21 protein-coding genes and 1 pseudogene are annotated in these 23,096 nt (G+C 72.7%); 8 read left to right on the top strand and 14 right to left on the bottom strand.

Features of this window, described 5'->3' with window-relative positions; genetic code table 11:
- Nucleotides 1–10 precede the first annotated feature (10 nt).
- The gene (locus F5972_RS35650; protein ID WP_150940388.1) at nucleotides 11–1,045 is read right to left on the bottom strand and encodes a suppressor of fused domain protein; all 1,035 of its coding nucleotides are present in this window, start codon (nucleotides 1,043–1,045) and stop codon (nucleotides 11–13) included.
- A 105-nt stretch (nucleotides 1,046–1,150) separates the two neighbouring features.
- Between F5972_RS35650 and rlmN the strand changes: the two genes are divergently transcribed.
- Nucleotides 1,151–2,266, top strand: a complete 1,116-nt coding sequence (gene rlmN, locus F5972_RS35645; RefSeq protein WP_150940386.1) for a 23S rRNA (adenine(2503)-C(2))-methyltransferase RlmN — start codon at nucleotides 1,151–1,153, stop codon at nucleotides 2,264–2,266.
- Between the two features lie 18 nt (nucleotides 2,267–2,284).
- Here the strand turns inward: rlmN and F5972_RS35640 are convergent, their stop codons facing one another.
- The gene (locus tag F5972_RS35640; RefSeq protein ID WP_150940384.1) at nucleotides 2,285–2,956 is read right to left on the bottom strand and encodes a hypothetical protein; all 672 of its coding nucleotides are present in this window, start codon (nucleotides 2,954–2,956) and stop codon (nucleotides 2,285–2,287) included.
- Nucleotides 2,953–3,699: an ABC transporter ATP-binding protein gene (locus F5972_RS35635; protein ID WP_150940382.1), complete on the bottom strand. Its 747-nt coding sequence runs from the start codon at nucleotides 3,697–3,699 to the stop codon at nucleotides 2,953–2,955. The genes F5972_RS35640 and F5972_RS35635 overlap by 4 nt, the downstream gene beginning before the upstream one ends.
- 126 nt (nucleotides 3,700–3,825) lie before the next feature.
- Between F5972_RS35635 and F5972_RS35630 the strand changes: the two genes are divergently transcribed.
- Nucleotides 3,826–5,229 (top strand): M1 family metallopeptidase, encoded by a 1,404-nt coding sequence (locus tag F5972_RS35630; RefSeq protein WP_150940380.1) that lies wholly within the window; start codon nucleotides 3,826–3,828, stop codon nucleotides 5,227–5,229.
- Nucleotides 5,230–5,470: 241 nt separating this feature from the next.
- On the opposite strand, the gene F5972_RS35625 is transcribed toward F5972_RS35630, so the two are convergent.
- From F5972_RS35625 to F5972_RS35595, 8 genes and pseudogenes are all read right to left on the bottom strand, one after another.
- Nucleotides 5,471–7,024, bottom strand: coding sequence for an FGGY-family carbohydrate kinase (locus F5972_RS35625; protein ID WP_150940378.1), 1,554 nt, complete (start codon nucleotides 7,022–7,024; stop codon nucleotides 5,471–5,473).
- A complete protein-coding gene (locus F5972_RS35620; protein WP_150940376.1) occupies nucleotides 7,021–8,694 on the bottom strand; it encodes a glycerol-3-phosphate dehydrogenase/oxidase in 1,674 nt (557 codons plus the stop codon). The genes F5972_RS35625 and F5972_RS35620 overlap by 4 nt, the downstream gene beginning before the upstream one ends.
- 72 nt (nucleotides 8,695–8,766) lie before the next feature.
- On the bottom strand, nucleotides 8,767–9,651 hold the full coding sequence (gene lsrF / locus F5972_RS35615) for a 3-hydroxy-5-phosphonooxypentane-2,4-dione thiolase (RefSeq protein WP_150940374.1): 885 nt from the start codon (nucleotides 9,649–9,651) through the stop codon (nucleotides 8,767–8,769).
- Nucleotides 9,644–10,684: an ABC transporter permease gene (locus tag F5972_RS35610; protein ID WP_150940372.1), complete on the bottom strand. Its 1,041-nt coding sequence runs from the start codon at nucleotides 10,682–10,684 to the stop codon at nucleotides 9,644–9,646. The genes lsrF and F5972_RS35610 overlap by 8 nt, the downstream gene beginning before the upstream one ends.
- Nucleotides 10,681–11,640 (bottom strand): ABC transporter permease, encoded by a 960-nt coding sequence (locus F5972_RS35605; protein ID WP_150940370.1) that lies wholly within the window; start codon nucleotides 11,638–11,640, stop codon nucleotides 10,681–10,683. Before F5972_RS35605 ends, F5972_RS35610 begins: the two co-directional genes overlap by 4 nt.
- A complete protein-coding gene (locus F5972_RS39635) occupies nucleotides 11,640–12,383 on the bottom strand; it encodes an ATP-binding cassette domain-containing protein (RefSeq protein ID WP_449843642.1) in 744 nt (247 codons plus the stop codon). Before F5972_RS39635 ends, F5972_RS35605 begins: the two co-directional genes overlap by 1 nt.
- A 213-nt stretch (nucleotides 12,384–12,596) precedes the next feature.
- Nucleotides 12,597–13,025, bottom strand: a pseudogene (locus F5972_RS39630) (ATP-binding cassette domain-containing protein); the annotation flags it as partial.
- Nucleotides 13,026–13,195: 170 nt separating this feature from the next.
- Nucleotides 13,196–14,317 carry an ABC transporter substrate-binding protein gene (locus F5972_RS35595; RefSeq protein WP_225312195.1) on the bottom strand — a complete coding sequence of 374 codons (1,122 nt, stop codon included), beginning with the start codon at nucleotides 14,315–14,317 and terminating at the stop codon, nucleotides 13,196–13,198.
- 250 nt (nucleotides 14,318–14,567) lie between these two features.
- Here F5972_RS35595 and F5972_RS35590 point away from each other — a divergent pair, with 250 nt between their 5' ends.
- Nucleotides 14,568–15,311: a GntR family transcriptional regulator gene (locus F5972_RS35590; protein WP_150940364.1), complete on the top strand. Its 744-nt coding sequence runs from the start codon at nucleotides 14,568–14,570 to the stop codon at nucleotides 15,309–15,311.
- Between the two features lie 65 nt (nucleotides 15,312–15,376).
- Here F5972_RS35590 and F5972_RS35585 read toward each other — a convergent pair whose 3' ends face one another.
- Nucleotides 15,377–15,826, bottom strand: a complete 450-nt coding sequence (locus tag F5972_RS35585) for a carboxymuconolactone decarboxylase family protein (protein ID WP_150940362.1) — start codon at nucleotides 15,824–15,826, stop codon at nucleotides 15,377–15,379.
- Between the two features lie 83 nt (nucleotides 15,827–15,909).
- Here F5972_RS35585 and F5972_RS35580 point away from each other — a divergent pair, with 83 nt between their 5' ends.
- On the top strand, nucleotides 15,910–16,806 hold the full coding sequence (locus F5972_RS35580; protein ID WP_150940360.1) for a sigma-70 family RNA polymerase sigma factor: 897 nt from the start codon (nucleotides 15,910–15,912) through the stop codon (nucleotides 16,804–16,806).
- Nucleotides 16,807–16,887: 81 nt separating this feature from the next.
- Here the strand turns inward: F5972_RS35580 and F5972_RS35575 are convergent, their stop codons facing one another.
- A complete protein-coding gene (locus F5972_RS35575) occupies nucleotides 16,888–18,417 on the bottom strand; it encodes a PucR family transcriptional regulator (protein WP_150940358.1) in 1,530 nt (509 codons plus the stop codon).
- 92 nt (nucleotides 18,418–18,509) lie between these two features.
- Between F5972_RS35575 and F5972_RS35570 the strand changes: the two genes are divergently transcribed.
- Together F5972_RS35570 and F5972_RS35565 are read left to right on the top strand one after the other, a co-directional pair.
- Nucleotides 18,510–18,995, top strand: coding sequence for a nitrilase-related carbon-nitrogen hydrolase (locus tag F5972_RS35570; RefSeq protein WP_150940356.1), 486 nt, complete (start codon nucleotides 18,510–18,512; stop codon nucleotides 18,993–18,995).
- Nucleotides 18,996–19,064: 69 nt separating this feature from the next.
- A complete protein-coding gene (locus F5972_RS35565; RefSeq protein WP_150940354.1) occupies nucleotides 19,065–19,718 on the top strand; it encodes a cyclase family protein in 654 nt (217 codons plus the stop codon).
- A 23-nt stretch (nucleotides 19,719–19,741) separates the two neighbouring features.
- Here F5972_RS35565 and F5972_RS35560 read toward each other — a convergent pair whose 3' ends face one another.
- Nucleotides 19,742–20,233: an Lrp/AsnC family transcriptional regulator gene (locus F5972_RS35560; RefSeq protein ID WP_150940352.1), complete on the bottom strand. Its 492-nt coding sequence runs from the start codon at nucleotides 20,231–20,233 to the stop codon at nucleotides 19,742–19,744.
- 223 nt (nucleotides 20,234–20,456) lie between these two features.
- On the opposite strand from F5972_RS35560, the gene F5972_RS35555 reads away from it, so the two are divergent.
- Both F5972_RS35555 and F5972_RS35550 read left to right on the top strand, forming a co-directional pair.
- Nucleotides 20,457–21,890, top strand: a complete 1,434-nt coding sequence (locus F5972_RS35555; RefSeq protein ID WP_150940350.1) for a gamma-aminobutyraldehyde dehydrogenase — start codon at nucleotides 20,457–20,459, stop codon at nucleotides 21,888–21,890.
- 52 nt (nucleotides 21,891–21,942) lie between these two features.
- Nucleotides 21,943–23,091 carry an ABC transporter ATP-binding protein gene (locus F5972_RS35550; RefSeq protein ID WP_150940349.1) on the top strand — a complete coding sequence of 383 codons (1,149 nt, stop codon included), beginning with the start codon at nucleotides 21,943–21,945 and terminating at the stop codon, nucleotides 23,089–23,091.
- Nucleotides 23,092–23,096 lie beyond the last annotated feature (5 nt).

The following is a 23,096-nucleotide window of genomic DNA, read 5'->3' as shown; positions in this document are numbered from 1 at the left end:
GGTCGCCGGGTCAGATCCGGCTGGTGAGGGCGAGCCGCTCGGTCACCGCCCGGTGACCGTGCTCGGCCACCAGGCGGAGCTCGGCGTCGGTGAGCGGGAGCAGCCACAGCCACCGTACGACGTCCCCGCCAAACATGAATCCAGACATATCCGGTAGTCCTGGCGGGTCCATCAGCATGAGGACCCCCTCGTGCCCGCCGCCCAGGGGAAACGTCGCCGGCTTCTGGAACCAGCGGGCCGTGTGACCATGCCCCAGCCAGGTCACCGAACGCCACGGGTACTGCCCGAGCCAGGCGAACACCCGTGCGGCGACCCTCGGATCCTGCCTGGTCGCGAGCGCGAGTTCCACCCGGCACGCCGTGTCGTACATCTCCGCGGTGGGCATCCGCTGGCAGCTCATGCCCACGGTCGACAGGACCGTGTAGTCCCTGGTGAACGTCGGCGGGCGTTCGCTCACGCCGACGAGGGGGAGACGGTCGCCGCCGACGTCCCAGTAGCGTCCCGGCGGGCCGAGTCTGCTGTCGAGGTGGCCCAGCACGAACTGCTGGAAGGTGGCCCAGCTTCCCTCCGCCTGCCGCCACTGCCAGTAGGCGCGGGCCTTGGCCACGCGGGGGGCCAGGCCCTCCAGCGCCTCGGTAAGCGACCAGGCGTACGGCGACTCCCCGACCGCGTCCCTGGCGTACCCCGGCAGGCCGCGCTCCAGGTCGGCCCACGACGGAATGACCGCGAGGAGTTCGCCGTTCTCGTACAGGGCGACGCCGTCGCCCTCCTCGAACCACAGCACCGACAGCGCCGCCGGGTCGAGCGGCGCGGTGCCCTGCGGCCGCGTGGTGCGGGCCGCGGGCAGCACCGGGGGCAGCCCGGCGTCCACCCGCGCGGGGTCGTCCTCGGCGGGCGCCGGCACGTGGTTGGCCAGCCAGACCGCTCCGTGGACGATCCCCCGCGCGTCGCGAAGGTAAGCTACGGAGGAGGTCCGGTCGGCTTCGATCGTCAGCGTGCGGCTCCCGTAGGGGTTGGGGCTGGTGAGCACGACAGTGATGTCCACACCTCACCTCTCGTAGGCCTGCGGGATTTCGCCGCCAGACAGAATGTAGAACCGCTCGCGGCAGCCGTTAAGAGGACGGCCGCGACGAGATGGAAAGGGTTTCGCGTGAGCGAGCAGCCGAAGACCGGGCAGCTGACCTTCGTCGCGCCCCGACGGGCCAAGCCGCAGCGTCATCTGGCCGACCTGACGATGGCCGAGCGCAGGGCGGCCGTGGCCGAGATCGGTGAGAAGCCGTTCCGCGCCGACCAGCTCTCACGGCACTACTTCACCCGGCTGACCGGCTCGCCGGAGCAGATGACCGACCTGCCGGCGCCGCTGCGCGAGCGGCTGGTGGAGCAGCTCATGCCTCCGCTGCTGACCTCCGTACGCGAGATCACCTGTGACGGCGGCACCACCCGCAAGACCCTGTGGAAGCTGTTCGACGGCTCGCTGGTCGAGTCGGTCCTCATGCGCTATCCCGACCGCGTCACGATGTGCGTGTCCTCCCAGGCCGGGTGTGGCATGAACTGCCCGTTCTGCGCGACGGGACAGGCGGGGCTCACCCGCAACATGTCCACCGCCGAGATCGTCGAGCAGGTCGTCGCGGGGGCGCGGGCGCTGGCCCGGGGCGAGGTCCCGGGCGGGCCGGGCCGCGTCACCAACGTGGTCTTCATGGGGATGGGCGAGCCGATGGCCAACTACAAGGCCGTCATCGGCGCCGTCCGCCGCATGGTCGATCCCTCACCGGAGGGCCTCGGCATCTCGGCCCGCGGGGTCACCGTCTCCACGGTCGGCCTGGTGCCGGCGATCGGCAAGCTGGCCGAGGAGGGCCTGCCGGTGACGCTCGCCGTCTCCCTCCACGCTCCGGACGACGAGCTCAGGGACACGCTCGTGCCGATCAACACCCGGTGGAAGGTCGCCGAGGTGCTCGACGCGGCCTGGAGCTACGCGGCCAGGACCAAGCGGCGGGTCTCCATCGAGTACGCGCTGATCAAGGACGTCAACGACCAGGAGTGGCGGGCCGACCTGCTCGGCCGCCTGCTCAAGGGCAAGCTGGTGCACGTCAACCTCATCCCGCTCAACCCCACCCCCGGCTCGAAGTGGACCGCGTCGCGTCCCGAGGACGAGCGGGCCTTCGTCCGCCGCCTGGAGTCCCACGGCGTCGCCGTCACCGTACGGGACACCCGCGGCCGGGAGATCGACGGGGCGTGCGGCCAGCTCGCCGCCGCGCCGCAGCCGTAGCGGGCCGGCCGTGGCGGGTCACGGCCGGGTGCGGCGCAGCCAGGTGTAGGCCGCCAGGCCGATCGCGGGCCACAGCAGCGACTGCGCCGTGAGCAGGAGTGGCTGCTCCAGCAGCACGCCGTGGTGCGCGTCCCGCATCCAGGCCATCACCGGCACGGTGAACCAGCGGGCCCCGGCGAAGCTGAGCGCCAGCATCCACAGGTAGCCGAAGATCAGGGCCATCGTGGAGACCGCCGGGGAGCGCAGGATCGGGCGGCTCGTCAGCGCACCGAGGACGAGCCCCGCCGCCGCCGACAGCAGATGCAGCCACACGCCGGTCAGCAGCACGCCGAGGGTGGGGGAACCCGCCAGGCGGGCGAGCAACGCGGCCTCGGCGATCGCGGACAGCACGAGCAGTGACGTGAACGCCGCCAGCAGCCCGCTCACCGGCTCCCGCCCTCCCAGGGCGGACAGGGCGACGGCGCGCTGCTCGTCCGGCTCGGTGTCCAGCAGGCCGCGGGCGGCCCACGCGAGCACCGGCACGAGCATGGCCGCCGAGTCGGCCGTGGCGGCGATCTCCTGACCGGCGGGCACGGCGCCCGCGTAGAGGATCGCGAGCAGCGCCAGCAGCGCGAGCAACGGCTGCAGGGCCCGGTGCGAGGCGACGTATCCGGCGACGCGGAACCGCGTCAGGGCGATCACGGGGGTCACTCCGCGGCCTCCCGGGCGACGCGGGCCGTGATACGCACCGTGCACCCCTCGGCGCGCAGGCGGTCGGCCAGTTCCGCGGCCTTCGGCGTGGGCACCGCCACCTCCAGCACGGTCAGGGGCGCCTCGCCGGCCTTCTCGACCGGCTCCAGTGCCCGTACGGCGCGGTCGCGGACCTCGAAACGGCGCAGGCCGGGGAAGTCACGCAGGTCGCCCTGGTGGTCGCTCACCACCACGATCCCGCCGCGCGCGCTGATCTCCGCGATGATCCGGGGAAGCTCGGCGCGGGTCGCGGCGTCGAGCCCGGCGAACGGCTCGTCGAGCACGAGCAGCCCCGGCTCGGCGAGCAGCGCCTGGGCGAGGCCCACCTTGTGGGCGCTGCCCTTGGACAGGTCCGGCAGGTTCCGGCCGAGCAGGTGGTCCATCCCGAGCCGTTCGCTCCAGTGGCCGATCGCGTCCTGGGCCACCCGGCGGACCGCCGCCATGTGCCGCAGGTAGGCCGCCACCGTGAACGGCTGGTCGGCGGGGAAGCGCTCGGGGGCGTACCCGACGACCCGGGGGCGGTCCTCCACGCGTCCGCGTACAGGCCTGAGCAGCCCGGCGGCGAGCCGCAGGAGGGTCGACTTGCCGGTGCCGTTCGGGCCCGCGACCTCGGCGACGTCCCCCGGGCCGAGGACCAGGTCGGCGTCGGACAGGACCCACGGGTCGCGCCGTCCGTACCGGAAGGAGACGCTGGCGATCCGCATAGGTCCCCGAGCCTATCGGAGGATTTCCGCCTGTTTCGGGGATTCGTGATCATTGGTCCAGCCTGAAAACCCCCATAAATCGCAACAAGTGTCAATCTTGCGGCGTGATGCACCACGATGGTGCTCATGCTTCGCAGATCATCCCCCCTGGCGGCCGCCCTCGCCGCCGGTCTCACGTTGACCGCCTCCCTGGTCGCCGCCCCCGCGGCCCTGGCCGACACCTACACGCCGGGCTCCGCCGGCCTGGGAGACCCGTACTTCCCGCACGCGGGCAACGGCGGGTACGACGCCGGCCACTACACGATCAAGCTGAGGTTCACGCCGAAGACGCACCACATCAGCGCCACCACCACGATCACGGCCACGGCGACCACGAACCTGTCCCGCTTCAACCTCGACTTCTCCGGGCCGAAGATCAGCCGGGTCGAGGTGAACGGCAAGCGGGCCGCGTACCGCCGGAAGGGCCAGGAACTCGTCGTCACTCCCCGGCACGGGCTGCCGTCGGGGGAGAAGTTCACGGTCGAGGTGTCCTACGCGGGCCGGCCCAAGCCGATCCAGGACGAGGCGCTCGGCGCCTCCGGCTGGATCGACACCACGGACGGCGCCGTCGTCGTGGCCGAGCCGGACGGCGCCCGCAGCTGGTTCCCCGTCAACGACAACCCCCGCGACAAGGCCACCTTCAGCTTCCAGATCTCCGCGCCCCACGGCGTCACGGTCCTCGCGAACGGCGAGCCGAAGAACTCCGGGATCGTCGGCGTCCGCGGCGGCTACAGCACGTGGAGGTGGGAGATGTCCCAGCCCATGGCGCCGTACCTCGCCACGGTCGCGATCGGGAAGTTCAAGGTCACCGAGGGCGTCGTCGACGGCATCCCCAACATCACGGCGTACGACCCCTCCCTGGCCAAGGAGTTCAGGTACCTGCACCGCACCACCGCCAAGGCGATCAGGTGGGAGTCCAAGGTCTTCGGCGCCTACCCGTTCGCGTCCACCGGCGGCATCGCCGACCGGCTCGGCGTCCTCTACTCGCTGGAGACCCAGGGCAGGCCGGTGTACGACAAGGGCATGGCCGACGACCTGGTCATCGTGCACGAGCTGGCCCACCAGTGGTTCGGCGACAGCGTCGGCCTGCGGAGCTGGAAGGACATCTGGCTCAACGAGGGCTTCGCGACGTACGCCGAGTGGCTCTACGAGGAGCAGCACGGCGGCCCGTCGGCCGAGAAGACCTTCGCGAAGCTCTACAAGAAGAAGAGCGGCGGCGACTTCTGGAAGCTCAAGACGGGCGATCCGGGGCGCGCCGGCATGTTCGACGGCGACGCGATCTACACGCGCGGCGCCATGACCGTGCACGCCCTGCGCAAGAAGATCGGCGACGAGACGTTCTTCACGCTGCTGCGCACCTGGACGGAGGAGAACCGGCACTCCACCGTCACCACGAAGGACTTCGTGGACCTCGCCGAGCGGCTCTCCGGCCAGGACCTCGGCGCCCTGTTCGACGCCTGGCTCTACCAGGCGCACAAGCCCAAGATCTGACGGCGCCGGGGCGTTCGCGGCGGGCGCGGGCGGCAGGTGAGACACCTGCCGCCCGCACACCGCCCCCGCACCCGCCGTCTCCGCGCGGCCGTCACCGTGACGCCCACGGCGTTCGCGGCCCCGCACGGCCGCGACACCGGGTCACGCGTCCGCCGGACGTCCCGCGCGACGTCCGGCCTCCACGCGCCCGCGACGCGGGCGCCACGCGACGACGGATCCACGCCGGAGTGGCGGGCGGGGCTCAGCCCGCGGAGGCCGCGGGAGCGGGTTCGAACCCCGCCGTACGGTACCGCTCGATTTCCACCCATGCGGCCGACATCCCGGTGAGGCACCGGTCGAACACCTCCGCCTGCCGGACGTACGCCTCCCGGGCGGGGCCGGGACGCACGCACAGATCGTCGGTGTCGCTGACCGACCAGGGCACGTCGCTGTGGCCGAGCGCGGCGGGCAGCAGCGAGGCGACCCCCCGCGCGCCCAGCTCGCTGGTGAGCTGCCGCCGGACGGGCCGGCCGAGCACGTCGGCGAACACCTGCGCCCAGACCTCCGACCGCGCGCCGCCGCCGGCCAGCCGCCAGGGCCGGTCGCCGACGTCGGCCCCGCTGGCCAGGACCCGGTCGAGCTGGACGCGGTGATACTGGGCGACCCCCTCGATCACCGCGCGGGTGAGGTGCCCGCGACGGTGGACGGCGGAGAGGCCGAGGAACGTCCCCGAGGCCGCCGGGTGCTCCGGGGCGCCGTTGACGAAGGGCAGGAACAGCAGCCCGCCGGCGCCCGCGGCGACCGTCGCCGCCTCCTCCAGCAGGTCTGCGGCCGGGACGCCGCCGCCCGTCTGCCGGTGCGGGGCCGAGGCCGAGCTCAGCCAGTCGAGGTTGGCGGCAGACGTGGGCGCGACCTCCATGGCGAGCATCGTGCCCGAGTCCGGCATCAGCGCGCTGAGCGTGACCTCGGGCGCGGGCGTCGCCGCGGGGACGACGACCCCGTTGATGGCCCACGTCCCCACGATGATCGTGACGTCGCCAGGCGCCCGGCCGCCCGCGCCGAGCGTCGCGGCCACGCAGTCCATGCAGCCCGCGATCACCGGCAGCCCCTCGGGCAGCCCGGTCAGCTCCGCGACCCGCGCGCTCAGCCCGGCGACGATCTGCCCCGACTCCCGCAGCGGCGGGAAGCGGCCGAGGTCCGCGGCCGGCAGCCCCACGAGTTCGAGCGCCGTCGGGGTGTAGGCGCGGGTGTCGAGCGCGACCATCCCGAACGCGCTCGCGTCGCTGTAGTCGGCGCTCGGGACACCGGTGAGCCGGGACGTCACCCAGTCCTTGCACGACAGCGCCCACCGGGTCCTCGCGTACGCCTCCGGCTCGGCGTCGTGCATCCAGCGCAGCAGCACGGCGGGCTGGGCGGCCCACGGGATGGAGCCCGTCTCGGCGGCGAGGCGGCGGGCCGCCTCCGGCTCGATCGCGTCCACGATGCGCTGGGCCCGGCTGTCGGACGACGCGATGGCCGGCCCGACCGGCCGCAGCGACTCGTCCACGGGATAGAGCCCGTTGCCGTGCGCCGCGACCCCGATCCCGGCCGGCACGTAGCCGTCGGCCGCGAGCTTGCCCGCGAGATCGCCGAGCAGCGACACGACGGTCTCGGCCAGCCCGGCCATGTCCACGTCATGGCGGTGGGCCGTCACGCTGGTGCGCGGCGTGCGGGCGTGCACCACCCCCACCTCGCGGCCCTCCGCGTCGAACGCCGCCGCCTTCGACGCGGTGAGGCCCACGTCGACCCCGATGTAACACGTGGCCTGGTTCGTCATGCCGTCCTCCCGCTGCCATTGCTCCCGCCCACGCCCCCGCCCGCCGCCTCGGCCAGAGCCCGGGGACGGTGACGCCGCAACTCCTTCTCGTACGCGGCCACCTCGGAGCGGGCCCGGTCCTCGTCCCAGCCGAGGTGGCGTACGGCGACGTCCGCGCAGGTCGCGGCGCTGTCCAGGCCCATGTCGCCGTTGAGACCGACAAGGATACGTCGCAGCATGACGTCGCCCAGCGTCACCGCCCCCTCCTCGCGCACGGCCATGACGACCTCGGCGGCGAGCGCCCCGGTCTCCTTGTCGACCACCTCGGCGAGCGAGGGGTCCCCGGCGGCGATCTCCAGCACCCGGCGGGCGCGGACGCCGTAGAGCTGGAGCAGGCGGCGGGAGGACGCCCGGTCGAGCGGGGAGTCGCGCAGGAAGTCGCGGACGAACTCCGGCCAGGCCGAGGTCTCCGCGCCGGGCAGCGGCCGTTCCCGGGTGACGCACGGGCGGGGGCGGCGGCCGAGCGCGCGCAGCGCCGCGTCGGTGACGTCCTCCGCGAGCGCCCGGTGGGTGGTGAGCTTGCCGCCGATGACGGTCAGCAGCCCCCGGTACGCCGGGCCGTGGTCGAGCACCGTGTGCCCACGGCTGATCTTCGCGTTGTCCGACACCCCGGCCGTGTACGGCAGGGGCCGGATCCCGGCGACGCTCCACAGCACGTCGCCGGAGGTCAGCCCGGCCCCCGGGAAGATCCGGTTGGTCTCCGCGAGCAGATAGTCGATCTCCGCGTCGCTCGCGACGACCTCGTCCAGGTCGCCCTCGTACGTCAGGTCGGTGCTGCCGAGCACGTAGCGGCCCTGCCAGGGGAAGACGAAGATCGGCCTGCCGTCGGCCGCCGCCTCGAAGAAGATGCAGGTGTCGGGGGCGCCGGGGAACGGGTCGAGCACGACGTGGCTGCCCTTGGTGCCGCCGTTCAGGCGGCGGCTCTCGATCTGCCCGTCGAGGATCCGGTCGATCCAGGGCCCGGCGGCGTTGACGGTGACGGCGGCCCGGATCTCGCTGCTCTCCCCGGTCCGCACGTCCTCGGTGCGCAGGCCCGCGACGCGGTCGCCCTCGACGACGAGTCCGGTGACGGAGGTGTAGGTGAGCACCCGCGCGCCGAGGCGGCGCGCGTCGAGGAACAGTTCGACGCAGAGCCGCTCCGCCCAGGGCACCTGCGCGTCGTGGAAGAGCGCGGCCCCGCGCAGGCCGTCGCGGGACAGCGTCGGCCATCTGCGGGCCACTTTGCGGACCGGCACGGTCCGGCTCAGGCCGCGTCCCCGGTTCAGGGCCAGCACGTCGAACGCCAGCAGGCCCAGGCGGATCAGCGTGCCGGGCCGAGTGTTCCCCTTGTAGAAGGGGATCAGCATCGGGTAGTCGCGGACGAGGTGGGGAGCGGTGCGGAACAGCAGGTGCCGCTCCCGGATGGATTCGTTCACGAGCGCGAAGTCGTAGCGCTCCAGGTACTTGAGGCCGCCGTGGATGAGCCGGCTGGACGTGCTCGACGTGCCCGAGCCCACGTCGGCGCGGTCGACGACGACGACGCGCAGGCCGCGGGCCGCGGCGTCCCGGGCGATGGCGAGCCCGTTGATACCGGCTCCGATGACGGCGAGATCGACGACGTCGTGCTCGCCGGAGGGGACATGGTGCGACATGGGAGGCTCCCGGGGGAATGGCGGGCGCGGGTCCGCGGGCGGCGCGCTCGCCGGACCCGCGCCCTTGGGGGTTCAGATCGCGGCGCCGGCGGCCTTCTCCTTGAAGATCTCGTACGCCTCCTCGGGCTTGAGCCCGTCGTGCACGACCCCGCGGACGGCGGCGAGCATCCCGGCGGGGCTCTCGCTCTGGAAGATGTTGCGGCCCATGTCGACGCCCGCCGCGCCCTCCTGGATCGACCGGTAGGCCATCGTCAGGGCGTCCAGCTCCGGCAGCTTCTTGCCGCCCGCGACGATGATCGGCACCGGGCAGCTCGCGGTGACGGTCTCGAAGCCGTCCTCGACGTAGTACGTCTTGACGATGTGGGCGCCCATCTCCGCGCTGATCCGGGTGGCCAGGCGGAAGTAGCGCGCGTCGCGGACCATGTCCTTGCCGACGGCGGTGACGCCGAGCACGGCCACGCCGTGCCGCTGACCGGCGTCGACCAGCGCGGCCAGGTTGGCCACCGACCGCGACTCGTGCTCGCCGCCGACGAACACCTGGATGGCCACGGCGGCGGCGTTGAGGCGCAGCGCGTCCTCCATGTCGAGCGCGATGTGCTCGTCGGACAGCTCGCGCAGGATGCTCGGGCCGCCGCTGGCGCGCAGCACGATTCCCGCGCCGGTGGCCGGGGGGATGCTGGTGCGCAGCGCGCCGCGGGTCATCATGATCGCGTCGGCGTCCGGCGTGAGCGGGGCGATCCGGGTGTCGAGGCGCTCCAGCCCGGCCATCGGCCCGACGAAGTAGCCGTGGTCGAAGGCCAGCATGACCGTGCGCCCGGTGTCCGGCCGGAAGATGCGCGACAGGCGGTTGCGCAGGCCCCAGTCCTGCCCGTGCGCGCCCTTGACGTGGAAGCCGCCCGCCGCGGGCCCGGACGTGCCGAAGTCGTGGGCGTCGAGCAGGCCGTCGGTGTCAGCCATCGGTGTCGTCTCCTGTGATAGTGGTGGTGATGGTGGTTGGGGTGGCGGCCGCGGGTCGCGGGCGCCGTCTGAACAGGGAGGCAAGGCCTCCGCTCCGGTCGCCTCCGCCTGCGAGGAACAGGACGAAGAGCACCAGGCCGCCCTTGAGCAGGTTCTGCGCCGCGGTGCTCCACCCGACGAGGTTGACCAGGCCGTCGAGGAGGATGAAGAACAGGGCCGCGCCCCACACGCCCACCGGGACCGCCCGGCCGCCGGAGATCAGCGTGCCGCCGATGACCACGACGGCCACGGAGTCGAGCAGGTAGCGGGTGCCGAGGTCGGCCGAGGGCGCGATGTAGGCGGCGAGCAGCGCGCCGGTCAGCCCGGCGAGCGCCCCGCTCAGCAGGTACGTCGTGGCGACCACCCGGGCGACCGGGATGCCCGCCCGTTCGGCGGCGCGGCGGTTCTGCCCCACCGCGACCAGCGACCGCCCGTAGACCGTACGGCGCAGCAGGGCCGCGACGAGCACGGTCAGCACCGCGATCGCCAGCGCGAGGACCGGCACGCCCGCCGGGCGGAGGTTGAGCGCCGCGCGCAGACCGGCGTCCGGCACGGCGGTGAAGCCGTTGGCCGTCGACAGCGTGATCGACGAGGCGACGAGCCCCGCGGCGAGCGTGGCGATGATCGGGGGGACGGACAGGCCGAGGATGGCCACGGTGCTGACCGCCGCGACGAGGACGCCGGCGCCGATGCCCGCGAGGACGCCGACGGCCGCCGATCCGGTCGCGGAGGCCGCCGCCACCGAGACGAACCCGGCGAGCGAGATGACCGACGAGACCGACACGTCGATGTTGCCCGGGCCCGCGGTGACGACCAGCATCTGCCCGAGCCCGACGATGACGAGGTAGGGCGCGAGGGACAGGGCCAGCGAGACCGTCTGCCCGCCGCCCTGGCCCGAGATGACCAGGATCACCAGCCACACGAGCGCGGCGGCGGCGAAGCCCCACACCCAGGGGCCGCTCCAGGAGCGCGGCCCGGCCACGCGGATGTTCATCGCAGCACCTTCCCCACGACGACGCGGCCGGCGAGCACGGCCAGGACGATCACTCCCTGTACGGCCGACTGCATGTCGGATCGCACGTCGAGCAGGCTGAGAACCACGCTGACCAGGCCCAGCGTCACCCCGCCGACGGCCGCGCCCCACGGCACCGCGGTGCCGCCGGCGAAGGAACCGCCGCCGAGGATCACCGCGGCCACCGTCATGAGCGTGTAGCTGGAGGCCGACGACACGTCCCCGCCGCCCGTCTGGGAGGCCAGGACGAGGCCCGACAGCACGCCGAGCACGCCCGCCGTGGCGTAGGCGGCGACGCGGGAGGCCGCCGGGCGCAGCCCGGCCCGCCGCAGCGCGACCGGGTTGCTGCCGAGGCCGCGCATCCGCACCCCGAGGGCGCTGCGCGCGGAGAGCAGGTAGACCAGCAGGGCGACGACCACGATGGGCACCAGCGGCGCGGGGAGGCCGGCCGGCTGCCACGCCCCGAAGGACGCCAGCCATCCCGGGGTCGTGCCGCCGGGCGTGGGCAGCAGGAACAGCCCGAGGCCGAGCCAGACGAACGACGCGCCGAGGGTCGCGATCAGCGCCGGCACCTGACGCAGGTGGATGAGGAGGCCGAGGACGGCGTACGCCGCGACCAGCCCGGCCAGCACGAGGACGCCCTTCAGGGGCGACGACACCAGCAGGGTGGCGGAGACCACGGTGACCAGGCCGACGAAGTTGCCGATCCCGAGGTCGATGTCGCCGACGGCCATCAGCGTCATCTGGGCCTGCGCGGCGATCACCAGCGGCACGGTCGCGGACAGGACCAGGGTGAGGCCCTCCACGGTCAGCACGCCCGGCTGGAGCGACGAGCAGACGCCGATCATCACGATCAGGGCCACGGTGCTGACCGCGGCGGGGGCGGAGCGGCGCATCCGCGCCCGGCCCGGCAGGGCGGGGGCGAGAAGCTGGGCCATCAGCCGTCTTCTCCCTTCTCGGCGAAGGAGACGCCGATGATGCGTTCCTCGGAGATCTCCTCGCCGGTGAGCTCGGCCACCACCCGGCCGGCGCGGAAGACGTAGACCCGGTCGCAGTGGGCCATCTCGGCGTTCTCGCTGGAGTACCAGACGACGCTGCGGCCCTTCGCCGCCTCCTGCCGGATCAGGCCGTACAGATCGGTCTTGGTGTGCACGTCCACGCCCCGGAACGGGTCGTCGAGCAGCACGAGCCCGGCGGGGGAGGCGAACGCGCGGGCGACGATGACCTTCTGCTGGTTGCCGCCGCTCAGCTCGGTGATCCCGGCCTCCGCGCCGCCCCTGATCGACAGGCGCTTCACCCAGTCGGCGACGACCGCGCGCTCCTCCGCCGGGCGGCGCAGCCCGCGCCGGGCGATCCCGCGCAGCGCGGTCACGATCAGGTTGTCGCCCACGCTCCAGAGGGGCAGCACCCCCGAGCGCTGCCGGTCGCCGGGCACGTACGCCCGGCTCACGCCGACGGTGGTGTCGCGCCGGACGGGCCGCCACAGGCGTTTGAGCACCTCCTGCTGGCCCTGGCCGGCCAGCCCGGCGAGGCCCACGACCTCGCCCCTGCCGACCCGCAGGGTGACCTCCCGCAGGCCGGGGCCGGTGGCCCCGAGCAGTTCGGCCACCGTGTCGCGGGCGGTGCTCCCGGTGGCGGCCGGCGCCCCGAACGTCGGCGGAGCGGCGACGTGCGCGCCCATCAGCCCCAGGACGTCCGGTTCGGTCAGGCCGGAGGCGGGCCGTTCGGCGGTGACCGCGCCGTCGCGCAGGACGGCGACGCGGTCGGCCACCGAGAGGACCTCCCGGATGCGGTGCGAGATGAGCAGCACGGCCGTCCCGGCCTCGGTCAGCCGCCGCACGTAGGCGTACAGCGACCGGGCGGCGTCCGGGCCGAGCGACTCCGTGGGCTCGTCGAGGATCAGCAGGTCGAGCCGGTCCACCAGGCACGCGCGGGCGATCTCCACCATCTGACGGCGGGAGAGCGACAAGTCCTCCACCCGGTCGCGGGGGGAGACGCCGTGACCGGGGAACATGTCGTCGAGGCGGCGGCGCACCGCGTCGCTCGCGGCCCGCCGCCACCGCACGCGGGGCAGGCAGTGCCGCGACGACACCCACATGTTCTCCGCCACGGTGAGATCGGGGCACAGCGACGTCTCCTGGTAGGCCATCCGCACCGTGCGGAAGTCTCCGGCGGACGCCTGGCGGCCGTGGACGAGGACCGTGCCGGTGTCGCAGGGCTCCAGCCCGGCGAGGACCCGCATGAGCGTGCTCTTGCCGGCGCCGTTGTGGCCGACCAGCCCGAGCACCTCACCCGCGCGGACCGCCAGGTCCACGCCCGCCAGGGCCCGGGTCCGCCCGTACGCCTTGGTCACGCCCCTGGCGGTGACGACGGGCGGCGGACCGGCCGGTCCCGTGTCCGTGCCCGGCGGCGCGGCGCCGCCGGCCGGGAGATTGTCGACGTGCATCCCGGGTCTCCTCCGTCTCCTGCGTGCCGTCGGGTGGGTGGAGCGGGTCAGCCCTGCGCCGACGGGATCGGCGGCCGCACCGGCTCGCCACCGGACTTGACGGCCTCGACCTGCTGCCGGAACAGTTCGCGGGTCCACGGCCAGGCGGCGTACTCGTCGGGCTTGAGCGCCGCGGCCCAGGCGTCGCGGTCCTTCTGCTCGATCAGGACGATCGGGAAGGTCATCTGCTTGGGCACGTCCTTGCCGTCGAGCAGGTCGAGTGCCTCCCAGAGGGCCGCGACCGACTGACCGGGGTCGGACATGACGGCGACCGAGCCATTGTTGATCTTGTTGTCCCGCCAGTAGCTCAGCGCCCGGCCGTTGGTCTCGAAGTCCACCGCGGGCACCGGCTTGCCGGCCGTGGCGAACGCCTGGGCGACGCCGTAGCCGTCGCCACAGCCGATGACGCCGTCGACCTTCGGCACGCTGGACAGCACGCCGAGGACCGCCTTCTGCGCGGTGGCGCCGTCGCACATGCCGGTCACCGTCGCCACGGTCTTCACCCCGGGGTAGTCCCCGAGGATCTTCTTGGTGGTGTCGAGCATCTCGGCCTCGGGCTGGGAGCCGACGACGCCGCGGCTCACGATGACCGAGCCCTTGCCGCCGATGCCCTCCAGGAGCGGCTTGGCGGCGTACGTCGCCCAGTCGACGAAGCTGTTCTGCAGCACGTGCGCGCAGGGCGCGTCGATGGCCGAGTCGAAGACCACGACCTTGACGCCCGAGTTGCAGGCCTGCTGGATGACGGGCTGCAGCGCGGTCGGCGAGGCCGGGTCGATGAGCAGGGCGTCGGGCTTCTGCAGCAGCAGGCTCTTGATCTGGGCGACCTGCTCGGTCGCGGAGTTGTCGCCGGGCGCGTTGACGACCTTGTACTTGCCGATCAGCCCGTCGCTCTTGGCCTGCTGGGCGGCGGCCTCGAACTTGGCGATCATCGTCTGCCGCCAGCCGTTGCCGATGAAGCCGTTGCTCAGCGCGATGAAGGGCTTGCCGCCGCCGCTGCCGCCGCTCGCGGCCCCGTCCGCGGCGTCGGCGGTGTCACCGGAACCACCGGAGCCGCAGCCCGCGGCCAGGACGGCGAGGGCGGAGATCGCCGCGGCCGAGGCGGCGCGCCAGGGCCGGCGTGTGGGACGCATGTGCATGGTGTCTCCAGACAGAGCGGGTTCGCGAGGGGGGAGATCGGCTGGGACACGTCGGCCCAGATGCCGACTTGTCATTACAGGCCTGTAGTGACAAGCAAACTAAGACGGCGTTTCGGGCATGTCAAGAGGCTCTTTCTGGTCAGACCTGTGCGGAGGTCATGGGTAATCTTGATGACAGCTCCGGCCACTTGTAGTGACAGGCGTTGGTCGGGCATGCTGCTGCGGTGCCGCCGAGGAGGTTTCCGTGACCCTGACCTATCCGCCCCTTGACCGTGACGGGGCGGAACCGCTGTGGATGCAGCTCATGCGGGCGCTGCGCGCGGAGATCGAGAGCGGCGAGCGCGGCCCCGACCGGCCGCTGCCGTCGGAGGCAGAGCTGAGCGACCTGTTCGGCGTCTCCCGCACGGTGGTCAGGGAGGCGCTGCGCGAGCTGGTCCAGCAGCGCCTGATCTACAAGGTGAAGGGCAAGGGGGCCTTCGTCGCCCCCCGCAAGACCGAGCTGAGGTTCGTCGGGTCGACGTCCGGATCCGCCGACGACCTGCGGGAGTCGGGGCGCCGGGTGACCACCCAGACCATCCGGCAGACGCTCGGCGAGGCCGACGAGAGGGAGGCCGCGCTGCTGCGGATCCCGCAGGGGGAGCAGGTCGTACGGCTGCGCAGGCTCCGCCGCGTCGACGGCCAGCCGTGGCTGCTCGTGGAGACCGCCCTGCCCGCCCGGCTCGTCCCCGGCCTGGAGCGGGTCGTCCTGGAGAACCAGTCGCTCTACGACACGCTGCGCCGCCGGTACGGCATCGAGCCCGCGGCGGCCGACCGTTGGATCGAGGCGGTCTTCCCCAGCCGGGAGGACGCGGCGCTCCTGGAGGTCTCCACCTCGACGCCGCTGCTCGGCATCGAGTCGGTCGCGTGGCTGGAGGACAACACCAGGTTCGAGGCCTACCACGCCCTCCACCGCAGCGACCAGACCCGCTTCTATGTCGGCATCCGCTGACCCGGCGGGGCGTCATCCCTCGCTTCGGAGGGCGCGGCATCCGGACGGACGACGCCCCGCCCACGTCACCAGGTCGTGCCGGCCTGCTCCCGGATCGTACGGTTGATCCGGTTGAAGAAGTTGGTCAGCGCGATCTCCAGATTGAGCGCGGACAGCTGCGCCTCGTCGAAGTGGGCGGCGGCGGCGTCCCAGATCTCGTCGGTCACACCCGGCGCGCCGTCCTGGATCCGGGTGGCGGCCTCCGTCAGCGCGAGCGCGGCTCGCTCCGCCTCGGTGAAGAAGGGCGTCTCGCGCCAGGCGGCCACGTTGTGCAGCCGCTCGTCGGCCTCCCCGTGCTTCCTGGCCGCCGCGACCCCGGCGAAGACGCACGGGCTGCAGCCGTTGATCTGGCTGGCCCGCAGGTGGACCAGGTCGAGCACGCGCGGGTCGACGCCACCGGCGTGAATCGCCTTGTACAGGTGCTGGATCGCCGTCGTCACGTCGGGATTCGCCCGGCTCTTCATGCGTGCTTCCATCGGTATCGCCCCTTCATCGGTTACCTGCGCCCGTCCGGGCCCGTCATCACCCATGACGTGGCAGATTCGAGGAAGGTAACAACATGTCCGACACCAGCCCGGCCGACCCGGTGAGCGAGGCGTTCGAGGCCCAGCGCGACCGGCTGCGCGCGGTCGCCTACCGCATGCTCGGCTCGCAGGCCGACGCCGAGGACGTGGTCCAGGAGGCCTGGCTGCGGCTCTCCCGTCAGGGCACGGCGACCATCGACAACCTCGCCGGCTGGCTGACCACGGTGGTCGGCCGGATCAGCCTGGATGTTCTGCGGTCGCGCCGGGCGCGCCCCGAGGCGCCCTACGACGACCGGCTGGCCGAACTCGTGGTGACGGCCGACGACAGGCCCGCGCCGGAGGACGACGTGGCGCTCGCCGACTCGGTCGGGGTCGCACTTCTGGTCGTCCTGGAATCGCTCCGGCCGAGCGAGCGGCTGGCGTTCGTACTGCACGACCTGTTCGCGGTGCCGTTCGACGAGATCGGCCGGATTCTCGGCAGGTCCGCCGACGCCGCCAAGATGCTCGCCAGCCGCGCCCGCGGGAAGGTGCGGGCGAACCCTCAGGAGCCCGGACGGCCGAGGGCCGCCGGACGGGAACAGCGCGAGGTGGTCCAGGCCTTCCTGGCGGCGGCTCACGGCGGCGACTTCGAGGGGTTGCTGCGCGTGCTCGACCCCGAGGTGAAGCTGACCGTCGACACCTCCGACGGTGTGGTCGTCGTCCTCGGCGCCACCAAGGTCGCCGCCGGCGCGACCGCGCGAGTCGCCGCCGGCGCGGCCGCGCGAGGGCGAGCGGTACTCGTCAACGGCCTTCCCGGATTCGTCTCCTGGAGCGAGGACGGAACTCCGCTCTCGGTCATGGCGTTCACCGTCGTGGACGGCCGGATCGTCGCCATCTCGACCGTCATCGACCCGGCCAGGCTCGCGTCGACGGATCTCCCGGATCCGGCGTGAGCCACCGCCGGGCATGAGATCGCGGCACCGCGAGCCACCCGGGCCTGCGAAGCCGTCTTGAGACCGAGGTCCGTACCGGCCCTAGAGACCGCCGAGCTGGGAGGCGGCGCGGATGGCCAGCCACACCTCGGCGAAGTCGCCGGTCGCCGACAGGTCGCGGCCGGTCAGCGCCCCGAACCGGCGCAGCCGGTACGCCAGCGTGTTGGGGTGGACGTGCAGGGCCCGCGCGGCGTCGTCGACGCGGCGGTCGCGCTCCATCCAGGTCCGCACCGACGTGACCAGATCCGATCCGTGCTCGGTGTCGTACCGCAGGGCGTCGCCGAGCACGTGCTCGACCAGGGCGGCCAGCACGCCCACGTCGTCCGGGAGCCACCGGCCCGTGGTGTCCTCGCCGTACGTCACGAGCGGCCGGCCCGACTCGGCGGCGCGGGAGGCCGCCCACAGCGCCTCGCGCTGGGCGACCCGCAGCGACGACCCTGGCGGGAGCGGGCGGCTGATACCGGCCGCGATCCCCGGGATCTCCCGCAACGCCGTCCCCGCCTCTCCGTCGCCCGCCCGGCCGTCCTCCCGCGGGTCACGCGGCGCGGCTCCCGTCCCCGCGTCGCCGGTGATCACGGAGGCCGGCGTCAGCACGTACAGGTCGCGGTGGCGGCGGAGCATGAGGTGGGGGTGCTCGCCGAGGGCGCCCACGACGGCGTCGTCCTCGGCGTCGCGCACCACGAGCAGCACGATCTCGTCGCCCGGCGGGAGGCCCATGAGGGCGAGCCTGCGCCGGGCGGTCTCCGGGTCGAGCACATCCTGCAGCAGTTCGGCCAGCGTCTCCGCGCCCTGCCGCCGCAGCGTCTCGCGCCGGCTGCGCACCATCGCGAGCCGCAGCGCGGCGACGGTCGCGATGTGCTGCACCACGGCCAGCCCGGCCGGGCGGGCGCCCTGCCGTTCGAAGGCCACCAGCCACCCCGCCGGGCCGCCGGGCGCGGGGACCGGGAGCGCGAAACCGCCGGGGATGGTCGGCGGCGCGTCCGCCGAGGCGGGCAGCCGTACGCCGGGAGGGGGCGCGGGCACGCCGGGCAGCAGCGGACGCCCCTGCGGGGTGCTCAGGTGGATGGCGTACCCCGACAGCCGTTCGAGCCGCTGGAACAGCCCCGCCGTGTCGAGCCCTTCCGAGGCGAGCCAGCGCAGCGCGCCGAACACCTGGAGCTGGGCTCCCAGCCGCTGCCGGGCGTCCTCCTGCACGGCCGCCGCGACCTCCTGCGCGATCGCGATGAACGGCACGGCCAGCGGCACCTCCAGCACCGGGAACCCCCGCTCCTCGGCGGCGTCGAGGAAGGCCCGGCGCAGCGGCGGGACGTGCAGGCCCGCGCTGAGCGCGAGCGCGGCCACCCCCGCGTCGTCCAGCCGCTCCAGGTACGCGCGCTGCGCGGCGGCGGCGCGCGGCACGCCGATGCCGGTCGTCATGATGACCTCGGCCCCGAGCAGCCAGGGGGTCGGGTCCTCCAGCTCGCTCACGTGGGCCCAGGAGACCGACCTGCCGAGGCCGCGCTCACCGGCCACGACCCTCAGCTGCAGCGCGGGGGAGCGCAGCAGGTCCTCCACCGTGGTGTGCGTGTCCACATCGTGGAGCCTATTTCCCGTGATAGCCCCAATTGTCCTTATTCGAGGCCGTGAGGCACACTCAAGCGGTCCCGCTTGACCTGGAGGAACGCATGACAGGCCGGCCCACCGTGATCGAAGCAACCCCGGGATCACCGCGTACGGCCGTGACGCGGGTCGCCGTGGCGCAGGTCGCGCCGCGGGTGGGCGAGCCCGCGGCGAACCGGGCCGCCGCGGAGGCGGCGATCACGGACGCGGCCGGAGCCGGCGCGCGGCTGGTGGTGCTGCCCGAGCTCGTCAACAGCGGTTACGTCTTCACCGGCGCCGAGGAGGCGAGGAGCCTCGCGGAGCCCGCCGACGGCCCGACCGTGACCGGGTGGGAGAGGCTGGCCGGGGCTGACCGGTGCGCGGACGAACGCGGGATGAGCTGGGTCCGCGGCACGTCGCTGATCGGCCCGGACGGATACCCGCTGGCCGGGCCGGTGCTCACGGACGGCCCCGCCGTGCTGACGGCCGACTGCGACCTGACCCGGGCCAGGGACAAGGCCACCGGCCCCCGCAACGACGTCCACCGCGACCGCCGGACGGACCTCTACTGATCCCTTCACCGGTCGTACGATCTGAACGGCCCGCTCGCGCCGGGCAGGGCCGGACGCGGGGGAGAAGCGATGATCGTCGACCTGTCGGTGCCCGTTGTGAGTGGCATGCCGGTCTATCCCGGAGATCCGGAGGTGGAGATCACGCCCGCTCTCACGGTGGCGGAGGAGGGCGTGAACGTCCTCCGCCTGCACCTCGGGTCGCAGTCGGGCACTCACGTGGACGCGCCGTGCCACATCGACGACGCGCTGCCCACGCTCGGCGACCTGCCGCTGGAGCGGTTCCTCGGCCCGGCGGCGGTCCTCGACGCCCGGGGCCTGCCGCCGCACGCGCCGATCACCCCCGCGATGCTCGGCCCGGTCGGCGGGCGGCTCGGGCCGGGGACCGTGTTGCTGGTCGCCACCGGCTGGGACGCCCACTGGGGCACACCCGGCTACCTGGCCCACCCGTACCTGGAGGCGGAGACCGCCCGCCTGGTCGTCGCCGCGGGCGTGCGGACCGTCGGCGTCGACGCCCTCAGCGTCGACCCGACTCCGGCTCCCGCCGACCTGCCCGCGCACCGGGTGCTGTGCGGGGCGCACGGCGTCATCGCGGAGAACCTCCGCAACCTCGGCCCGCTCCTGGAGGCCCAGGCCGCCGGGCGCGCCGTCGAGGTCTCCCTGCTGCCGCTGCGGCTCCACGCCGCCGACGGAGCCCCCGTACGCGCCGTCGCCGTCATAACCTAGAAGCGGTCACGACTCGGGAGACGTCAGCGCGTGCCCCAGGAGTAGGTCTGCTTGTGCAGCTTGAGGTAGACGAACGTCTCGGTGGCGCGCACGCTGGAGATGGCCCGGATCTTGCCGAGGATCTCCAGCAGGTGGGTGTCGCCCTCGCAGACCACCTCGACCATGATGTCCACCGAGCCGGCCGTGAGCACGACGTAGTCGATCTCGGGGATCTGCGACAGTTCGTCGGCGACCTGCTCCAGGTCGCCCTCGCACTTGATGCCGATCATCGCCTGGCGGGGGAAGCCCAGGGTCAGCGGATCGGTCACGGCGACGATCTGCATGACGCCGAGGTCCAGCAGGCGCTGCACCCGCTGGCGCACCGCGGCCTCCGACAGGCCCACGGCCTTGCCGATCGCGGCGTACGGCTTGCGCCCGTCCGTCTGAAGCTGCTCGATGATCTGCTTGGAGATCTCGTCGAGCACCACCGGCCCGCCCTTCGCGGCAGCCGCGCGGGACTTAGGCGGAGTCGTCATCCTCGGGGGGTGTCCTCTCTTGGAGAGCGCGTCGGTCCTACCGACCTCGTGTTACGGCACCGTTTTCGACACGTTGCGATCTTGCTCTGACATGGTGTCAGCTGAGTCGCTTCCGTCAAGCGATTCCGTAGCAGTTTGGTATCTTAGCCACGAAATCCCTTGTCGTAGGCTCTTTTCTCTGTCAGAGTCGCGACATCCTAGCTACCTCAACAGGAGGTCAACGGTGACCACCCGTCTCCAGAACTTCGTGAACGGGAAGTTCGTCGACGCCGCGAGCGGCCGTTTCTCCGACGTCGTAGACCCTACGACGGGGGAGGTCTACGCCCAGGCACCGGTGTCGGGCCAGGAGGACGTCGACGCCGCGTACGCCGCCGCGACGGCCGCCTTCGAGACGTGGGGCCAGACGACGCCGGGTGAGCGCGCGGCGCTGCTGCTGAAGGTCGCCGACGCGATCGAGGCCCGGGCCGACGAGATCAACGAGGCGGAGTGCCGCAACACCGGCAAGCCCCGGGCGCGCATGGCCGAGGACGAGACCCCGATCGCCGCGGACCACTTCCGCTTCTTCGCCGGAGCGGCCCGCACTCTGGAGGGCCCGACCTCCGGCGAGTTCATGGCCGACCACACCTCCGTGATCCGGCACGAGCCGATCGGCGTCATCGGCCAGGTCACACCGTGGAACTACCCGATGATGATGGCCGTGTGGAAGATCGCCCCCGCGCTCGCGGCGGGCAACACGGTCGTGCTCAAGCCGTCCGACACCACCCCGGCCTCCACGCTGAAGCTGGCCGAGATCCTCGGCGACGTCCTGCCGGCCGGTGTCTTCAACGTCGTCACCGGCGACCGGGAGACCGGCTCGCTGGTGGTCGGCCACCCGGCCGCGAGCATGGTCGCGATCACCGGCTCGGTGGGCGCGGGCATGGCGGTCGCGAGGACCGCCGCCGACGACGTCAAGCGGGTCCACCTGGAGCTGGGCGGCAAGGCCCCGGTCGTGGTGTTCGACGACGTCAAGGACATCAAGGCCGTCGCCGAGGGGATCGCCGGGGCGGCCCTCTACAACGCCGGTCAGGACTGCACCGCCGCCTGCCGCGTGCTGGTGCACGAGAGCATCCACGACGAGTTCGCCGCGGCGTTGACCGAGGCCGCCGCCGCCACCAGGCTGGGCGGGCTCGACGACGAGGAGGCCTACTTCGGCCCGCTGAACAACGCCAACCAGCTCGCCCGGGTCGAGTCGTTCTTCGAGCGGCTCCCCGGGCACGCGACGGTCCTCACCGGCGGCGCCCGCGTCGGCGACAAGGGCTACTTCTTCGCCCCGACGGTGGTCGACGGGCTGCGGCAGGACGACGAGATGGTGCAGGACGAGATCTTCGGCCCGGTCATCACCGTCCAGACGTTCACCGACGAGGCCGACGCGCTGGCCAAGGCGAACGGCGTCCGCTACGGCCTGTCGAGCTCCGTCTGGACCTCCGACCACGGGCGGGCGATGCGGATGTCCAAGCGCCTCGACTTCGGCGTGGTCTGGGTCAACACCCACATCCCGTTCGTGTCCGAGATGCCGCACGGCGGCTTCAAGCACTCGGGCTACGGCAAGGACCTGTCCGTGTTCGGGCTGCACGACTACACCCGCGTCAAGCACGTGATGCACTACATCGGCGAATAGGTTCCCCCGGCGCGAGCCGTACGACCTATCGATAAAGAGGGATAAGCCTGGAATGACAGATATCCAGGCGGGCCCGGGGGCGGCGGTCGCCGCCGCCTCCGGATCAGGCAGCGTGCCCGCCATCGAACTCGACAACGTGGTCAAGGAGTACGTCTCGCACGGCGAGGTCGTACGGGCGGTCAAGGGCGTGAGCCTCGCGATCGCGGAAGGGGAGTTCTTCTCCCTCCTCGGGCCCTCCGGCTGCGGCAAGACCACCAGCATGCGGATGATCGCCGGGTTCGAGGACCCCACCCAGGGGGTCGTCAGGCTCCACGGGGAGGACGTCACGCACGTCCCGCCGAACAAGCGTGACATCAACATGGTGTTCCAGTCGTACGCGCTGTTCCCGCACATGAACGTCTGGGACAACGTCGCGTTCGGGCTCAGGCGCAGGAAGGTCCCCGACGCGGAGATCAGGCGCCGCGTCGGCGAGATCCTGGAGGTCGTGGACCTCACCGGCCGCGAGAAGCGCCGTCCCAAGGAGATGTCGGGCGGCCAGCAGCAGCGTGTCGCGCTCGCCCGCGCGCTGGTCAACCGGCCCCGCGCGCTGCTGCTCGACGAGCCGCTCGGCGCGCTCGACCTCAAGCTCCGCCAGGCCATGCAGATCGAGCTCAAGCGCATCCAGCGCGAGGTCGGCATCACGTTCGTCTACGTGACGCACGACCAGAGCGAGGCGCTGACGATGAGCGACCGCATCGCGGTCATGAACGACGGCCTCGTGGAGCAGCTCGCCGACCCCCGCGAGATCTACGAGCGGCCCGCCAGCACGTTCGTCGCCGGCTTCATCGGCACCTCCAACCTGTTCGGCGGCACCGTGCAGCAGGTGAGCGGCGACACGGCCGTGCTCGCCCTCGGCCCGAGCGACCGGATCCTCGTCCCGGCCGACGGCGCGCTCTCCGCCGGGCAGACCGTCGATCTCACCGTCCGCCCCGAGAAGATCAAGCTCGCCAAGGAACAGCCGGAGGGCGACCTCAGCGTCGTCCGGGGGACCGTGGCCGAGGTCGTCTATCTCGGCACGTACAACAGCTACGTCGTGGTGCTCGGCGACGGCGCCGAGATCACGGTGTTCGAGCAGAACGCGAACGACAGCACGATCACCGCCGAGCGCGGCGACGAGGTATGGCTCTCCTGGCAGCCCCGGCACTCCTACGCGCTGAGGTAAAACCC

Source organism: Microbispora cellulosiformans (assembly GCF_008728085.1).
GTDB lineage: Bacteria > Actinomycetota > Actinomycetes > Streptosporangiales > Streptosporangiaceae > Microbispora > Microbispora amethystogenes.
Note: the sequence above shows the minus strand (reverse complement) of the source record. Positions and strands in the feature narration are given on the sequence as shown.

Coding starts and splice junctions, on each gene's coding strand:
- F5972_RS35620 (WP_150940376.1), bottom strand. CDS start 8,694: ATGTCGCACCATGTCCCCTCCGGCGAGCACGACGTCGTCGATCTCGCC.
- F5972_RS35635 (WP_150940382.1), bottom strand. CDS start 3,699: ATGCGGATCGCCAGCGTCTCCTTCCGGTACGGACGGCGCGACCCGTGG.
- F5972_RS39635 (WP_449843642.1), bottom strand. CDS start 12,383: ATGGGCGCGCACGTCGCCGCTCCGCCGACGTTCGGGGCGCCGGCCGCC.
- F5972_RS35630 (WP_150940380.1), top strand. CDS start 3,826: ATGCTTCGCAGATCATCCCCCCTGGCGGCCGCCCTCGCCGCCGGTCTC.
- F5972_RS35585 (WP_150940362.1), bottom strand. CDS start 15,826: ATGGAAGCACGCATGAAGAGCCGGGCGAATCCCGACGTGACGACGGCG.
- F5972_RS35565 (WP_150940354.1), top strand. CDS start 19,065: ATGATCGTCGACCTGTCGGTGCCCGTTGTGAGTGGCATGCCGGTCTAT.
- F5972_RS35580 (WP_150940360.1), top strand. CDS start 15,910: ATGTCCGACACCAGCCCGGCCGACCCGGTGAGCGAGGCGTTCGAGGCC.
- F5972_RS35610 (WP_150940372.1), bottom strand. CDS start 10,684: ATGAACATCCGCGTGGCCGGGCCGCGCTCCTGGAGCGGCCCCTGGGTG.
- F5972_RS35595 (WP_225312195.1), bottom strand. CDS start 14,317: ATGCGTCCCACACGCCGGCCCTGGCGCGCCGCCTCGGCCGCGGCGATC.
- F5972_RS35570 (WP_150940356.1), top strand. CDS start 18,510: ATGACAGGCCGGCCCACCGTGATCGAAGCAACCCCGGGATCACCGCGT.
- F5972_RS35625 (WP_150940378.1), bottom strand. CDS start 7,024: ATGACGAACCAGGCCACGTGTTACATCGGGGTCGACGTGGGCCTCACC.
- F5972_RS35550 (WP_150940349.1), top strand. CDS start 21,943: ATGACAGATATCCAGGCGGGCCCGGGGGCGGCGGTCGCCGCCGCCTCC.
- F5972_RS35560 (WP_150940352.1), bottom strand. CDS start 20,233: ATGACGACTCCGCCTAAGTCCCGCGCGGCTGCCGCGAAGGGCGGGCCG.
- F5972_RS35605 (WP_150940370.1), bottom strand. CDS start 11,640: ATGGCCCAGCTTCTCGCCCCCGCCCTGCCGGGCCGGGCGCGGATGCGC.
- lsrF (WP_150940374.1), bottom strand. CDS start 9,651: ATGGCTGACACCGACGGCCTGCTCGACGCCCACGACTTCGGCACGTCC.